This window comes from Mesorhizobium sp. L48C026A00, assembly GCF_000502375.1.
Classification (GTDB): Bacteria; Pseudomonadota; Alphaproteobacteria; order Rhizobiales; family Rhizobiaceae; genus Mesorhizobium; species Mesorhizobium muleiense.
Map to the genome: position 1 here is coordinate 375,812 of NZ_AYWU01000006.1, position 15,910 is coordinate 391,721.

Here is a 15,910-nt window from a genome sequence, read left to right on the forward strand (position 1 = left end):
CGTCGATGCCATAACGTCTTTAGGGTTTTGCAACGGGGAGCAGATGCGTTTTCACAAGGCGGAATCAGCCTTTTTCGTCTTCATCTTCGTAATCCTGGCCGCCGGCCTGGTGACGCTTCACGCCTATGGGCTTCTGCAGGCGCTCGCGGCGGAGATCACTACGCCTGCCGCGATTGAGAAGACCACTTATCTCAACAAGCTGTTGTTTGGGACCGGCGTCCTTTTGGCGACTGCCCTGTTCTTCGGGATTTTCTTCATCTACCCGCTGATCCGCAAGCAGGCGACGGAAGAAGGCAAGCTGCGCGCCATGACGGTTTCGCTCAGCGCCCGTTCGGAAACGCTGGAGCATGCGGCGCTGACCGACGGCCTGACCGGCATGCAGAACCGGCGTTATTTCGACGATGCACTGAAGGAATATCTCGAGGAATTCCGTCGCATCGACAAGCCGGTCGGGCTGATGATCCTTGATCTCGACCATTTCAAGCAGGTCAACGACACCCACGGCCATGATGTCGGTGACCAGGTGTTGCGGGCGGTCGCCAGTTGTCTCAAGGACATGACACGCTATCACGACGTGGTGGCGCGCCTGGGTGGTGAGGAGTTCGCGGTGGTCACGCCCAACATGGATGCCGAACTGCTGTCCAGGTTCGCCGAGCGCATCCGCAAGGCGATCGCCAACATGTCGATACTATCGGGCAATGTCCGGCTGAAGATCACCACCAGCGTCGGCCTTGCCATCTGGGACCGCAAGGAAACCGCCGAAGAGTTCTATCGCCGCGCCGACCGCCAACTCTACGAAGCCAAGAGGCAAGGCCGCAACCGCGTCTGCGCCTGAAATCCCGGAGAAGAATTCATGAGGCCGGCCGACTGACGCAGCTTTCTCGACTTCCCGTGCTCATGGACTCAAATGTCCACTCCGCGCCGGGTTCTCGAAAGCCACGTCATTCGATCCGGCCTGATGAATTCCCTTCCGGGATTTGCCCTGGTTTCCTAGGGTGACATAGTTTTAACTTTGGAAGCGCCTTAGCCTCACAGGCTAAAGCCGCCCGGCTCAATCGTTCTGCGAGCGCAGGCCGAAGGTTGCGGGTTTCAGGCCATAACGCATGTCGAAATCGTCGTCCGGCTGGGCGCGTGCGACAGTCGGGGCGGGCGGCTTGCGATAGTCGGGATCGCCGGCCTGCCGGCTCGAATCCACGACTTCGGCGAAGGCCATCGCCTGCTGCGGTTTTGGCACGTTGCGAAGCCTTTCGACGATCGCCACCAGATCGACATCATTGCCAAGCTTGGACGGCAAGGCTTCCTCGCGCTTGGCCGTGCCCGGGATCAGGCCCTCGGACAGTTTTTCGAATTTCATTCGCATGGTCGTCGCCACGCCTTCACCAAAGGCGATGGCTTCGCGCTGGCCCATCGAAGACAGGAATGCCAGTGTCGAGGCCGAGGAATCGGCGATCGCCGAGCGGATGATCGCCTGGTCCTGCTCGTTGGCGAGCCGCATCGCAAAAAAGGTCGAGCACTGCGACAGGATGGTGGGGTCGAGTTCGCCCGGGCGCTGTGTGACGATGCCGAGATAACAACCATATTTGCGGCCTTCCTTGGCGATGCGCGACAGCGCGTGCCGGGTCGGCGCGAAACCAAGGCGCGGATCGGCCGGCATGTAGCGGTGCGCTTCCTCGCACAGCAAAAGCAGCCGCAGCCGGCCTTCGCTCCACAGCGCCAGGTCGAAGGCCAGACGCGCCAGCACCGAGCAGACGGAATTGACCACTTCCGAAGGCATGCCTGCCATCTCGAAGCAGGTCACCGGGCGGCCGTGATGCGGCACGCGGAAGATGTTGCCGATCGTCTCGTGGATGGTGTCCTCGATCAGCCGCGAGTTGAACATGAAGCGGTAGCGCGGATCGGAGGCTGCCGATTCGATGCGCGTCTTCAGCGATTTGAGGGTGGGGCGGTCGTTCTTGCTTTCCAGCAGTCCCATGCGCTCGTCGATCTGCTTGATGAGATCGACAATGCGATAGGGCACCGGCGTGTCCGCGGTCAGCGCATCGCTGCCGCGCCTGAGATACGTGCCCGAATTCGGGTTGCGATAAAGGTTTTTGGCCGCGGGAATAAGATCGCGCAAGGCGTCCACCTCTTCCGGCACGATCTCTCGACCGCGAAACAGCACTTCGGCAAACTCCTCGAGCTTGAACATCCAGAAGGGCAGGTCCAGCGTCGCCGAATCGACCCTGACGCAGTGCTCTGGCAAGGACGCGGCGAACTCGTTGTGCGGATCGAGGATGAGAACGCGCAGGTCGGGTCGAGCGGCGATCGACTTGCGCAAAAGCAGCGAGACGGCGGTGGATTTGCCGACGCCGGTGGTGCCGACAATGGCGAAATGGCGCGCCAGCGTGTCGTCGATAGCGATGTTGGCGTCGATCTCCTCATCCTGTGACAGCGTGCCGATGGTGATCGAGTGACGCCCGGCCAGGTCATAGACCGCCTGCAGGTCGCGGCTGCGGATGCGGTGGGCAATGGCGCCGATATGTGGATAGGTGGTGATACCGCGGTCGAAAACCGGTTTGGCGCCAGGCTCGGCGCCGTCGCGCACCTCGCCGATGAGCTCGATACTGACCTCGATCGGGTTCTGGCCCTCATCGTGCCAGGCGCGATCCGACTTGCCGACCGCGTAGACCAGCCCGACGGTTCGCGTGTTGCCAAGGTTGATGGAGATCATCTTGCCGACGCTCCAATGGCCGGTGACCGTGCCTAGGATATCGGCGGCATGGGCGCTGATGGTGGCGCGCGCGCCGTCGCACTGGACGACATTGCCCAGAACGCGCTTGTCGCTCTGCTCCGCCTTGCGGCGCTCCTGCAATGTCGGCTCTCCAACGGAGGCGTCGCGGTCGACGAACATGGACAGGCTGTTCCCCATTTCCCTTTTCCATTTTCCCCAAGGCGATCGACCTTACGCCGACGCGGTTAAGGGGGGGTGAGGTCGGATGGTGTAGGGACGATTAAGCCGGTCGCGAAAATTGAACCGACCGGCGGCGAGTCCCGGCGACAGCCTCGATCGTCTATCCTGTGTGATGGACCTGCTGCAGCCCGTAGACCGGCGTCGCGATGCCCTCGTGCCGCGCTTTCAACTGCAGCGACAGGAACTGCGAATAGTGGCGTGACTGGTGCAGATTGCCGCCGTGGAACCAGAGCGCTTCCTGTTGCGTCGGCTTCCACATGTTGCGCTGCTCGCCCTCCCAGGGACCGGCATCCTTGGTGGTGTTCGAGCCGAGCCCCCAGCATTTCCCGACTTTGTCGGCGACCTCTTTCGAGATCAGCTCTGCCGCCCAGCCGTTCATCGAGCCGTAGCCGGTGGCATAGACGACGACATCGGCCGGCAGCTCGGTGCCGTCGCTGAGCAGGACCGAATGTTCCTTGATCTCGGTCACGTCGACGCCGCTCTTCAGCTTGATGGCGCCGTCGATGATCAGCTGGGAGGCGCCGATATCGATATAGTAGCCGGAACCGCGCCTGAGATATTTCATGAACAGGCCCGAACCGTCGTCGCCCCAGTCGAGCATGAAGCCAGCTCTTTCCAGGCCCTCGTAGAAGGCGGCATCACGCTCCTTCATCTTCTCGTAGAGCGGGATCTGGAATTCGTGCAGGATCTTGTAGGGCAGCGAGGCGAAGATGAGATCGGCCTTGGCCGTGGTCATGCCGTTTTGCACGGCCTGCTCCGAATAGAGGGCTCCGAGCCCGATATCCATCAGCGTGTCGGATCTGACGATGTGCGTGGTCGATCGCTGCACCATGGTGACGTCGACGCCGGCTTCCCAGAGTGCGGCGCAGATATCATGCGCGGAATTGTTCGACCCGATGACGACGACTTTCTTGCCAGCGTAGCTGTCTGGACCGGGATGTTTCGAGGAATGGTGCTGATCGCCCTTGAAATTCTCCATGCCTTTGAACTGCGGGATGTTGGGCCGGCCCGACATGCCGGTGGCCAGCACCAGCTGCTTCGGCTTCAGCGTGATGTCCTTGCCGTCGCGACGGACGACGACCGTCCATTCCTTCTTCTGATCGTCATAGGTGGCGCTCTTGGCCTGCGTGGAGGACCAATAGTTCAGCTCCATGACCTTGGTGTACATTTCCAGCCAGTCGCCGATCTTGTCCTTGGGCGAGAAGACCGGCCAGTTCCGAGGAAAGTCGATATAGGGCAGATGGTCATACCAGACCGGATCGTGCAGGCAGAGCGACTTGTAACGCTTGCGCCATGAATCGCCGGCACGCTCGTTCTTCTCGACGATAATGGTCGGCACGCCGAGCTGCCTCAGCCGGGCACCGAGCGCGATGCCGCCCTGGCCGCCGCCGATGATCAGCGTGTTGGGCTGATTGACAAAGCCGAGTTCGGTCGCTTCCTTCTCGCGCTCCTCCTTCCAGGTCGGCCGGTTTTTGCCGTGACCGTGCTTGGCACCCATCGGCCGGGCGAAGCCGGCGGGTTCCTCATGGCCCTTCAACTCGACCATGGTGGTGAGCAGCGTCCAGATCTTGCCGTTCCTCAGCCTGATATGGCCGAAGCCGCGCGCAACCTCCGTTTCGAAACTGATCCAGCCTTCGAGCAGCCCGTCGCTCTCCGTGGCGTCTTCGCCTTTCGCAAGCGCCCAGTTCGATGGCTTTATCTTCGCCAACTGGCTCATCAGCATTTCGCGCACCTGGTCGCGACCTTCCATGGTCTTGATGTTCCAGGTGAAGGTCACCAGGTCGCGCCAGTAGCAGTCTTCCTGAAAGCACCCGACCGCTCCGTCGATGTCGCCGGCGGCGAGCGCTGCGCTGAATTGGTCGAGCACGTCGGATAGTTTCTTGGCTGGGGCCTTGTCGAGCATCAAATTCCTCCCGTGAAGTGCTGGTCGTCATCGCGGCTTGCCGGACCCTCCCAGGCCCGTTGACCGGAGTATCGCGGCAAACTGTGCGCTGCGTCACGTCGTCAAATAGTTTGGCGCGGTTTCAATGGCTTATCTGGATCATCGCGGACACTGATCCTGCCGGTGATCATGCGGAACGGTGGTTCAACGCGATGGGTGGCAACCGGGCTGCCTGGCCCGAACCGTCTGGCGTCTTTTATATTCGCCGTTGACAGCGGCGCAAAACCAATTCTATTGTCCGCCACCATGAAAACGGCACTCATTCTCGTAGTAGGAAAGCGTGTGGGCAAGGCGGTGTAACCGCCGGGCGAAAACCCCCCATGCGCAGATACAGGCTCCCTCGGGGGCCTTTTTTATTGCCCGAAACACGACTAAACGACCAGCAATCGCCCGATGGCGGACAATACGGGACCAGACCGATGAGCAGTGGACAGAACGAACGGCGCGAAATGACCGGTGCCGAAATGGTGGTGCAGGCGCTGAAGGACAATGGCGTCAAGCATGTTTTCGGCTATCCGGGCGGCGCGGTTCTCCCGATCTATGATGAAATCTTCCAACAGGACGAGGTCGAGCACATCCTCGTCCGTCACGAGCAGGGCGCCGGTCATGCGGCGGAGGGCTATGCGCGCTCGACCGGCAAGGCTGGCGTCATGCTGGTGACATCGGGGCCGGGCGCCACCAACGCGGTCACGCCGCTGCAGGATGCGTTGATGGATTCGATCCCGCTGGTCTGCCTGACCGGTCAGGTGCCGACCTCGCTGATCGGCTCGGATGCGTTCCAGGAGTGCGACACGATCGGCATCACGCGGCCCTGCACGAAGCACAATTGGCTGGTGAAGGACGTCAACGATCTCGCGGCGATTATCCATGAGGCCTTTCACGTCGCGACGACAGGTCGCCCCGGCCCGGTCGTTGTCGATATCCCGAAGGACGTGCAGTTCGCCAAGGGCATCTATGTGCCGCCGCAGACGGCGCCGCGCACCAGCTATCAGCCTAAGGTCCAGGGTGACCTGGAAAAGATCAAGGCGGCGGTCGAGCTGATGGCCGCCGCGAAAAGGCCGATCCTCTATACCGGCGGCGGTGTCATCAATTCCGGCCCGGAAGCCAGCCATTTGCTGCGCGAACTGGTCGACCTGACCGGCTTCCCGATAACCTCGACGCTGATGGGCCTTGGCGCCTATCCGGCATCGGGCAGGAACTGGATGGGCATGCTCGGCATGCACGGCACCTATGAAGCCAACATGGCGATGCATGATTGCGACGTCATGGTCTGCATCGGCGCGCGCTTCGACGACCGCATCACCGGCCGGCTCACCGCGTTCTCGCCGAACTCGAAAAAAATCCATATCGACATCGATCCGTCTTCGATCAACAAGAACGTCCACACCGATGTGCCCATTATCGGCGATGTCGGCCGGGTTCTGGAGGATCTGGTGCGGCTGTGGCGGGCCACCGCCAGGGCCGACAAGAAGGCGCTGCACCCTTGGTGGGAGCAGATCGCGAAATGGCGGGCGCGGGATTCGCTCGCCTACAAGATGAACCACGACGTCATCATGCCGCAATATGCCGTGCAGCGGCTCTATGCGCTGACCAAGGACATGGACACCTACATCACCACCGAGGTCGGCCAGCACCAGATGTGGGCGGCGCAGCACTATCATTTCGAGAAACCGAACCGCTGGATGACCTCCGGCGGGCTCGGCACGATGGGCTACGGCCTGCCGGCGGCGCTCGGCGTGCAGATTGCGCACCCGGATGCGCTGGTCATCGACATTGCCGGCGACGCCTCGGTGCAGATGACGATGCAGGAGATGAGCGCCGCGGTGCAGCACGAGGCGCCGATCAAGATCTTCATCCTCAACAACCAATATATGGGCATGGTGCGGCAGTGGCAGCAGCTTCTGCACGGCAACCGGCTGTCGCATTCCTACACCGAGGCGATGCCGGATTTCGTCAAGCTTGCCGAAGCCTATGGCGGCCATGGCATCCGCTGCGAGAAGCCGGACGAGCTGGACGACGCGATCAGGGAAATGATCTCGGTGAAGAAGCCGGTGATCTTCGACTGTCGGGTCGCCACACTTGCCAACTGCTTCCCGATGATCCCGTCGGGCAAGGCGCATAACGAGATGCTGCTGCCGGACGAGGCGACCGACGAGGCGGTAGCCAACGCCATCGACGCCAAGGGCAGGGAACTGGTGTAGGCCTGACGATGACAAGGATTTGGAGCGCGGCATGAGCAAAATGGCGCGCCCGGGCTTTGCCGCCATCCGTTCGCCGCGCGCACGGATGGTGGCTCTCGGCCTGGCGGGAGTGCTCGTCCTCACGCTCGGCACAGCCGTCCTGGCCGAGCAGGCGCCGGCGATCGGCGGGCAAACGTCCGGCCAGGCGACGTCGCGGCTGCCGGAAATCCAGGCGGTCGAGACGGCTATCCGCAAATCGGATTTTGCCGATGCGCGCCAGAAGACGCTCGCGCTGATCGACGGGGATTTCGCGAAGCGCGACCCGAAAGCAGCCGCCTACGCGGCCTACCTGTTGGCGCAGGCTGATATGTATGCCGGGCACTGGCAGGATCTTTACGACACGCTGATCGGGCGGGCGGACAGTGTGATCCGCGACCTCGACCAGAGGCGTGCGGACGAATTCGCGCTGCTTCTGGCCGACGCGGCGGGTCGCACCGGGCGACCTGACGAACAGGACAAGCTGCTCGACCTCCATGTCGAGGCGATCGCGCGGCGCTCAGGACCGGGCTCGGAGCAAACGCTCAACGCGCGCGTCGACGCTGCCTATTCGCAACTTACCGCCAAGCGCGCTGACATCGCCGAGAAACGCCTGTTCTCGGCGCTCAACGCGATGGAGTTGAATGGCGATGCCGACCAGTTCTTCAAGACGGTCGGGCAGGCCGGCGATCATTTCAACCGTTTCGCCGGCTTTGAGGCGGCGCAGCGCGTCTTCCAGCGCGGCCTCGACGCCAGGCCGTCGGACGAGCCGAAGGAAGGCGACGGCGATAACATCGTATATGCCCGAGAACTGCTGAGTTGGAACCTGCGGTCCTCGCAGCTCGTCGTGGTGTCGGCGTGCGATACCGCCCTCGGTGACATCGGCGTCACCTCGACTGTGCGCGGCTTGCCGCTTGCACTGTCCGTGGCCGGCGCGCGGCGCACGCTGTGGACCGTCGAAAGAGTCGACGACGCAGCGACGATGCAGCTCATGGCGCGCTTCTACGGAAACCTCTTCGATGCTGGCATCAGTTATGCCGATGCCTTCATCAAAACCAAACGTGAGGCCTGGGCCGGCAAGATCGGCGGTTTCCCGGCCGCGCTGACCAGCGCCTACATTCTCTTCGAACATTGACAAACACCGGCGACGGACCGGCCAGACACAGGACAAGATGATGCCACAGCACCTTCAACCCACCGGTTCCGCCTACTTCATCGCCAAGGAGACGGAAAGACCGGAAATCCACACGCTTTCCGTGCTGGTCGACAATGAGCCGGGCGTGCTTGCCCGGGTCATCGGCCTGTTTTCCGGACGCGGCTACAATATCGAGAGCCTGACCGTTTCCGAAACCGAGCACGAGAAGCATCTGTCGCGCATCACCATCGTGACGCGCGGCACGCCGCATGTGCTGGAGCAGATCAAGCACCAGCTCGAGCGCATCGTGCCGGTGCACCGTGTCGTCGACCTTACCGTGCGCTCGCATGAGCTCGGCCAGGAACGGCCGCTGGAGCGGGAACTCGCGCTGGTGAAAGTGGCCGGCACCGGCGAGGGCCGCGTCGAGGCGCTGAGGCTGGCCGATGCCTTCCGCGCCAGCGTCATCGACGCCAACACCGAGCATTTCATTTTCGAGATCACCGGCAAGGGCTCCAAGATCGACCAGTTCATCGCCATCATGAAGCCGCTCGGGCTGGTCGAGATCTGCCGCACCGGCGTGGCGGCGATGAATCGCGGCCCGCAAGGGATGTGATCATCCGGCGCTTTGGGTCCAGTGCTCTGGCACCGCCTGTATTTGTTCTGTCGGCTTGATCCTGACCTTCTGGCCCGGCTGCCGCCGTAAGCTGGCCTTTGTGCGTCTGAGGTAAAAGGACAATATTGCTGACCTGCTTGGGAGAAGCCAATGACCCTCGATGCGTTCCTTGCCCTGCTGGTCTATGCCTTCGTGACTTCGATCACACCGGGTCCGAACAACTTCTTGCTTCTGGCCTCCGGCGTGAATTTCGGTTTTGCCAAAACCATTCCGCACATGCTGGGCATCAGCATCGGCTTCCTCGTGCTGTTGCTTGCCGTCGGCTTTGGTCTTGGCGCGGTGCTGACTGCGTTTCCGGTTCTCCACACCGCATTGAAGATCGCTGGCGGCGTTTATCTGCTCTATCTCGCCTGGAAGATCGCCATGTCGCGTTCGCTCAGCAGCAAGGGCGAGACCAAGGCGCGACCGATGCGCTTCATCGATGCGGCAGCGTTCCAGTGGGTCAATCCCAAGGCGTGGGTGATGGCGATCACCGCCATGGCCGTCTATGCCGTTCCGGAGCATCCGTTTCTGTCGGTGGCGCTGGTTTCGATAGCCTTCACCGTCGTCAACCTGCCGAGCGTTTCGGTGTGGGCAGGTTTCGGCACGGCGCTGCGCGGTTTTCTGTCGGACCCGGTGCGGCTGAAATGGTTCAACATCGCAATGGGCGTGCTGCTGGCAGCGACGTTCTGGCCGATGCTGCGGTAGCTGCCGTTTTACTGTGCAATGCACATTAAATCTTCGTAATCCCGGGTTTTGGCCCTTTTTTGCCCTCGGCACCCTCTATCTATTTGGTGAAACCGCGGCACGAGGCTGCCAGTTATACCCAGACATGACCACCGAACCACGGCGTGTCGGAGGGAAGGTCTTTGACGATGCGTGGAAAGATCGTGCTTCCGATGCTTGCGGTCGCCTGCCTTGTCACGGCTGGGCTCTATCTTTCGCCCGCGGCAACGGACAAGGCCCGGCAGATGCTGTCAGCGGGTCAGGCGCCTGACAAACCGGCGGCCGCCGCGAATGCCGCACGTGCGACCGCGGTGGTTGCCGCCACCGCTTCGACGGCCGATTTCCCGATCCGGCGCTACGCTATCGGCTTTGTATCCTCGCCCGCCGTGGTCAGCGTGAATGCGCGGATCTCGAGCCAGATCACATCGATCGCCGTCAAGGACGGGCAGATGGTGAAGGCCGGCGACCTTCTGTTCTCGCTGGACGATCGCGCGCTGAGGGCGCAACTGGCCCGTGACCAGGCGACGCTCGCCAAGGACCAGGCGCTGCTTGCCAGTGCGACGGCCGATCTTGAGCGTGCCAAGGCTCTTGTCGCCAGGCAGGCCGGCACGCAGCAGACCTATGACCAGGTGATCGCCGCGCAGAAGTCCGCTGCGGCCACGGTCGATGCCGACAGAGCAACGATCGAAGCGGACGAGGTCCAACTCGACTTTGCCACGATCACGGCGCCGATTTCCGGCAGGCTGGGTGCGGTCAGCATCGCGATAGGCGATCTCGTCACCACCAACAGCGGCAGCAGCACGTCGACCCCGCTGGTGACCATCACCCAGATGGACCCGCTGCGGGTGAACTTCAATCTTCCGGAAAGCGATCTTGCCCTTTTGCACAAGGCGCTGGCGGCGCCAGGGCAAGGCGCAGTCACGCTGACCAGGGACGGCGACCCGACACCGATCGGCAAGGGGACCCTCGATTTCGTCGATTCCAGCGTCGACACCGCCTCCGGCACGATTGCAGCGCGGGCCAGCGTGCCCAACCCCGATCTTTCGCTGTGGCCGGGCCAGTAAGTCAATGTCGTGCTCGATGCCGGCATCATGCCGCAAATGACGTCGGTTCCCACGGTTGCGGTCCAGCCAAGCCAGAAGGGGCCGTTCGTCTATGTGATCAAGCCCGACAACACGGTGGAGGTGCGGCCCGTGCAGGTCGCACTGACCGAAGGCGACAACAGCGCTATCGGCGAGGGGCTGAAAAGCGGCGAAAATGTCGTCGTCGAGGGCCAGGCAAAGCTGAAGGACGGCGCGCCGGTCCGCGAAGGCGATGCCGTTGATCGGGCGCCTCCCAGGGTTGCCGAGGCTGGCAAGGCGGGCGGGACGCGGCCATGATCTCCGAATTCTGCATCCGCAGACCTGTCGCCACCCTGCTCATGTCGTTTGCGCTCGTGCTGGGCGGGCTGTTCGCTTACAGGTTCCTGCCGGTGGCCGCTCTGCCGAGCGCCGAGTTTCCGGTGGTCAATGTCTCGGCCTCGCTGCCCGGCGCCTCGCCGGAAACCATGGCCACCTCGGTGGCAACGCCGCTGATCAAGCAGTTCACCACCATCGCCGGCATCGATTCGATCTCGACCACCAACGCGCTCGGCTCGACCTCGATTGCCATCCAGTTCGTGCTTAACCGCGATATCGATGCGGCCGCCGCCGACGTGCAGGCGGCGATCGCGCGAACGCAGCGGCAATTGCCGCCCGAGATGACCAGCCCGCCGAGCTACCGCAAGGTCAATCCGGCCGATGCGCCGATCCTGCTGATGTCGCTGGTCAGCGACACGGTTCCGCTGACCGATCTCGATGCTTTTGCCGAGAATGTGATCTCGCCGTCGCTGTCGACGATCGAAGGCGTGGCGCAGGTCTCGATCTTCGGCCAGCAGAAATACGCGGTGCGCGTCCAGATCGATCCGACGGCACTCGCCGCACGAGGCATTTCGATCGACCAGCTGCAGACGGCGATCGCCTCGGCCAACAGCAACACGCCGCTCGGCGTGCTGCAGGACGACAAGCAGCAGCTGACGATCACCGCCAATACCCAACTGAACAACGCGGCGGGATTTTCCAACATCATCATAGCCACCAGGAACGGCCGTCCGGTGCGGCTCGGCGAGGTGACCCGCGTCATCGATTCGGTCGAGACCACGACGACGGCAAGCTGGTACGACGGCACCCGCGCGATCATCATGGCGGTGCAGCGTCAGCCCGATGCCAACACCGTCGACGTTGTCGACCGGGTCAAGGCGATGCTGCCGTCCTTCCAGGATCAGATGCCGGCGGCGTCCAGCATCCGGTTGCTCAACGACCGCTCGACGTCGATCCGCGAGGCGGTCGACGACGTGCAGTTCACGCTGCTGCTCACCATCGCGCTGGTGGTGATGGTGATCTTCCTGTTCCTGCGCCGGGTAACGGCGACGATCATCCCGGCGGTGGCGGTGCCGATCTCGCTGATCGCCACGCTCGGCGCCATGTTCCTGTTCGGCTTTTCCATCGACAACATCTCGCTGATGAGGCTGACGCTGGCGGTCGGCCTTGTCGTCGACGACGCGATCGTCATGCTGGAGAACATTTTTCGCCACATGGAGGAGGAGGGACTCTCGGCCTTCGACGCGGCACTCAAGGGTGCGCGCGAAATCGGCTTCACCATTATTTCGATCTCGATCTCGCTGGTCGCTGTGTTCATCCCCGTGCTTTTGATGGGCGGCGTGATCGGGCGCATCTTCAACGAGTTCGCGGTGGTGGTGACGGTCGCCATCCTGGCCTCGATGTTCGTGTCGCTGACGCTGACGCCGATGCTGTGCTCGCGGCTCTTGTCGGTTTCGAGGGCTGAGCGCGAAGCAGCGCAGGGCGAAGGTCACAGGCACAATTTCTTCATGCGGGGTTATGACTGGCTGCTGACAGTTTGCCTGCTTCACAGGTTCCTGGTTCTTCTCGTCTTCATTGGGACGGCCGCACTGTCGGCCTGGCTGATCCAGACCTCGCCGAAGGGCTTCTTTCCGCAGGAGGATATCGGCCAGATTTCGGTGACGACCACCGCGCGCCAGGACATCTCGTTCGACGCCATGGTGAAGCTGCAGGGGCAAGTGGCTGATGTCTTTACCCATTCACCCTATGTCTCGCATGTCGGGTGGTCGGTGGGCAGCGGCGACAACGCACTCAACCAGGGCCGGCTCTATGTGCAATTGAAGGACAAGGACCAGCGCCCCGATATCGACAAGGTGCTCTCGGATCTGCGGCGGCAGCTGGCCAATGTCCCCGGCATCGAGACCTTCATGCAGCCGGTGCAGAACCTGCGGCTCGGCGCGCGCGCTTCGGCCAGCGCCTATCAACTCGTCGTGCAGGGCCTCGACATCGGCGCGGCGGACCACTGGGCGCAGAAGCTCACCGACGCGATGGCCGCCGACCGTAGCGCCTTCACCGACGTTACCAATGACTTGCAGAACAACGCCCTGCAGGCGTCGCTGGTGGTCGACCGCGACAAGGCGGCGACGCTCGGCGTCGACACCGATACGTTGCGCTCCAGCCTCTATGGCGGTTTCGGCACCGAGCAGGTCTCGACCATCTTCGGTTCGGCCGACAGCTACGAGGTGATCATGGAGCTCGACCCGAGGATCGAGTGGTCGCCAGAAAGGATGCTGGCGATCAAGGTAAGGACGGCCAGCGGCAGCCTGGTGCCGCTCGGCGCCTTTGCCCGCGTCGATCGGACCGCCGGCGCCTTGACCATCAATCAGCTCGGCCAGCTTCCGGCGGTGACCATTTCCTACAACCTGCCGCAGGGCGTCGCGCTCGGCGACAGCGTGAGCCGCATCGATGCGCTGAAGGAGAAGATCGGCATGCCGGCGACGATCTCGACCACTTTTTCGGGCACGGCGAAAACTTTTCAGGATTCGCTTGCGAACCAGGGCCTGCTGATCGCCGGCGCGATCCTGACCATCTATATCGTCCTCGGCATCCTCTACGAGAGTTTTATCCATCCGCTCACCATCCTGACTGGACTGCCGTCGGCGGTGCTCGGCGCGCTTGTTGCACTGCGGCTTGCGGGGATGGACCTGTCGGTGATCGCGGTCATCGGTGTCCTGATGCTGATCGGCATCGTCAAGAAGAACGGCATCATGATGATCGACGTCGCGCTCGAACTCAGGCGCGAGGGGATGTCGCCGCTCGAGTCCATTCACAAGGCCTGCCTGATGCGCTTCCGGCCGATCATGATGACGACGCTGGCGGCACTGATGGGCACGATCCCGATCGCGCTCGGCACCGGCGCCAGCGCCGAACTGCGCCAGCCGCTCGGCGTGGCGGTGGTCGGCGGCCTCGTCGCTTCCCAAGCGCTGACGCTGTTCGTCACGCCGGTCATCTATGTCTACATGGAGCATTTTTCGGGCTGGCTTGTCGGGCTGTGGCCGAAGCGCCGGCACGAGCCGCGATCTGTCGAGGCCGTCGACCAGCCGTTGCTGTTCGAGAACGGAGAAGCGTTGCAGCGCGAGCCGCACAAGGCGGCGGCCGAATAGAAGCCGACGGGCTGGCCCAAACCGCGGCGCTTGCGGTGGAACGCTTGCAGCCGTAATTTACGGCCATGTCCCACGATCATAATCACGACAACGAGCTTGATCCTTTTGCCGCCCGGGTGCGCGCACTGGAGACGATCCTCACCCAGAAAGGGCTGATCGATCCGGCCGCGATCGACGTGATCGTCGACACCTATGAGACAAAGATCGGTCCGCGCAACGGCGCCAAGGTGGTGGCGAAGGCGTGGGTCGAGCCGGACTTTGCCGTTTTGCTGAAACGCGACGCGACGGCGGCGATCGGCTCGCTCGGCTACACCGGCCGGCAGGGCGAGCACATGCAGGCCGTGTTCAACACGGCGGACACGCACAACCTCGTCGTCTGCACGCTGTGCTCCTGCTACCCGTGGTCGGTGCTCGGCCTGCCGCCGGTCTGGTACAAGGCGCCGCCCTATCGTTCGCGCGCGGTCATCGATCCGCGCGGCGTGCTCGGCGAATTCGGGCTGACCTTGCCGGCAACGACAAAGATCCGGGTGTGGGATTCTACCGCCGAGCTGCGTTACCTGGTCGTGCCGATGCGGCCGAAGGGCACCGACAGCTGGAGCGAGGAGCGGCTGGCGGATCTGGTGACGCGCGACGCGATGATCGGCACCGGACTGGCGCGGGAGCCGGCATGAACGGGCCGCAGGATCTCGGCGGGCAGATGGGGTTCGGGCCGGTCGCACCCGAAAAGGACGAGCCCTGTTTCCATGCCGCCTGGGAAAGGCGGGCGCTTGGCGTGACCTTGTGCGCGGGCGCCATGGGCGCCTGGACCATCGACGAGAGCCGGCATGCGCGGGAATTGCTGCATCCCGCCGACTATTATGGCTCCAGCTACTACGAGATCTGGATCAAGGCGCTCGAAACCTTGCTGAAGCGACATGGTTTTGTCAGCGACCGCGATCTGGCCGCGGGCAAGGCGGTCGACCCTGCCGCGACGCCAAAGCGGGTGCTGAAGGCCGAAAACGTGCCGGCAGTGTTGGCCAAGGGCGGCCCATGCGACCGGCCGATCGCCGCGCCGGCCCGGTTCAAGGCAGGCGATATGGTGCGCACGAAGAATTTCCATCCGACCGGCCACACAAGGTTGCCACGCTACGCACGCGGCAAGCAAGGCGCCGTCGAGGCGGTGCGCGCTGGTTTTGTCTTCCCTGACACCAATGCACATGGCCAAGGCGAAAACCCGCAATGGGTCTATACGGTGGTTTTTGACGGCGCCGAGATTTGGGGCGAGGGCGCCGACCCGACGCTGACCGTGTCGATCGATGCCTGGGAGAGCTATCTTGAGCCGGCGTGAGGCGAAGTCAGCCACCGCCACGCTGCCGGCGGGCGTCGAGGCGCCGGTTTTCGCCGAGCCATGGCAAGCGGAAGCCTTCGCCATGACGGTCGCGCTGCACGACAGCGGCCTGTTTTCCTGGAGCGAATGGGCGGACGCCTTGTCCGCCGAGGTCAGGAAGCCGGGTGCCACCAGCGATGGCCACGATTATTACAAGCACTGGCTGGCGGCGCTGGAGAATCTGCTGTCGGCCAAAGGCGTTGCCGACAAAGGCGACGTCGATGCGCTCGCTGCCGCCTGGGAACGCGCAGCGCATGCGACGCCGCATGGCAAGCCGATCCTGCTCGAGAACGATCCCAGCCCGACCGAAGGTGGTGGCGGCCCGACCGGCTAGTGGTATCGGCCTAACATAAGAGTCCGGCTTGGATTCCCTTTGGCGAAAG

The 15,910-nt window shown here is 63.0% G+C and carries 11 protein-coding genes and 1 pseudogene; 10 read left to right on the forward strand and 2 right to left on the reverse strand.

Annotated features, from left to right (window positions below):
* Nucleotides 1-43 precede the first annotated feature (43 nt).
* On the forward strand, nucleotides 44-835 hold the full coding sequence (locus X738_RS55780) for a GGDEF domain-containing protein (RefSeq protein ID WP_023798799.1): 792 nt from the start codon (nucleotides 44-46) through the stop codon (nucleotides 833-835).
* Between the two features lie 216 nt (nucleotides 836-1,051).
* Here the strand turns inward: X738_RS55780 and X738_RS55785 are convergent, their stop codons facing one another.
* Both X738_RS55785 and X738_RS55790 read right to left on the reverse strand, forming a co-directional pair.
* A complete protein-coding gene (locus X738_RS55785; protein ID WP_023798800.1) occupies nucleotides 1,052-2,890 on the reverse strand; it encodes an ATP-binding protein in 1,839 nt (612 codons plus the stop codon).
* Nucleotides 2,891-3,050: 160 nt separating this feature from the next.
* Complete coding sequence (locus tag X738_RS55790) at nucleotides 3,051-4,853, reverse strand: NAD(P)/FAD-dependent oxidoreductase (protein ID WP_023798801.1); 1,803 nt, start codon at nucleotides 4,851-4,853, stop codon at nucleotides 3,051-3,053.
* Between the two features lie 458 nt (nucleotides 4,854-5,311).
* Here X738_RS55790 and X738_RS55795 point away from each other — a divergent pair, with 458 nt between their 5' ends.
* The 9 genes and pseudogenes from X738_RS55795 to X738_RS55835 all read left to right on the forward strand — a co-directional run bounded on the left by X738_RS55795 (nucleotide 5,312) and on the right by X738_RS55835 (nucleotide 15,861).
* Nucleotides 5,312-7,093, forward strand: coding sequence for an acetolactate synthase 3 large subunit (locus X738_RS55795; protein WP_084833687.1), 1,782 nt, complete (start codon nucleotides 5,312-5,314; stop codon nucleotides 7,091-7,093).
* Nucleotides 7,094-7,124: 31 nt separating this feature from the next.
* Entirely contained in the window at nucleotides 7,125-8,243 is a 1,119-nt protein-coding gene (locus X738_RS80805) for a CHAT domain-containing protein (protein WP_023798803.1), read from the forward strand.
* 40 nt (nucleotides 8,244-8,283) lie between these two features.
* Complete coding sequence (ilvN, locus tag X738_RS55805; RefSeq protein WP_023798804.1) at nucleotides 8,284-8,856, forward strand: acetolactate synthase small subunit; 573 nt, start codon at nucleotides 8,284-8,286, stop codon at nucleotides 8,854-8,856.
* Between the two features lie 150 nt (nucleotides 8,857-9,006).
* Nucleotides 9,007-9,603, forward strand: coding sequence for a LysE family translocator (locus tag X738_RS55810; protein ID WP_023798805.1), 597 nt, complete (start codon nucleotides 9,007-9,009; stop codon nucleotides 9,601-9,603).
* Nucleotides 9,604-9,770: 167 nt separating this feature from the next.
* Nucleotides 9,771-11,000: pseudogene (locus X738_RS55815) on the forward strand (efflux RND transporter periplasmic adaptor subunit).
* Nucleotides 10,997-14,161 (forward strand): efflux RND transporter permease subunit, encoded by a 3,165-nt coding sequence (locus tag X738_RS55820; protein WP_023798806.1) that lies wholly within the window; start codon nucleotides 10,997-10,999, stop codon nucleotides 14,159-14,161. Before X738_RS55815 ends, X738_RS55820 begins: the two are co-directional and overlap by 4 nt.
* Nucleotides 14,162-14,226: 65 nt before the next feature.
* Nucleotides 14,227-14,832 carry a nitrile hydratase subunit alpha gene (gene nthA, locus X738_RS55825; protein ID WP_023798807.1) on the forward strand — a complete coding sequence of 202 codons (606 nt, stop codon included), beginning with the start codon at nucleotides 14,227-14,229 and terminating at the stop codon, nucleotides 14,830-14,832.
* Nucleotides 14,829-15,488 (forward strand): nitrile hydratase subunit beta, encoded by a 660-nt coding sequence (gene nthB, locus X738_RS55830; protein WP_023798808.1) that lies wholly within the window; start codon nucleotides 14,829-14,831, stop codon nucleotides 15,486-15,488. The genes nthA and nthB overlap by 4 nt, the downstream gene beginning before the upstream one ends.
* Nucleotides 15,475-15,861, forward strand: a complete 387-nt coding sequence (locus tag X738_RS55835; RefSeq protein WP_023798809.1) for a nitrile hydratase accessory protein — start codon at nucleotides 15,475-15,477, stop codon at nucleotides 15,859-15,861. The genes nthB and X738_RS55835 overlap by 14 nt, the downstream gene beginning before the upstream one ends.
* The last annotated feature ends 49 nt before the right edge of the window (nucleotides 15,862-15,910 follow it).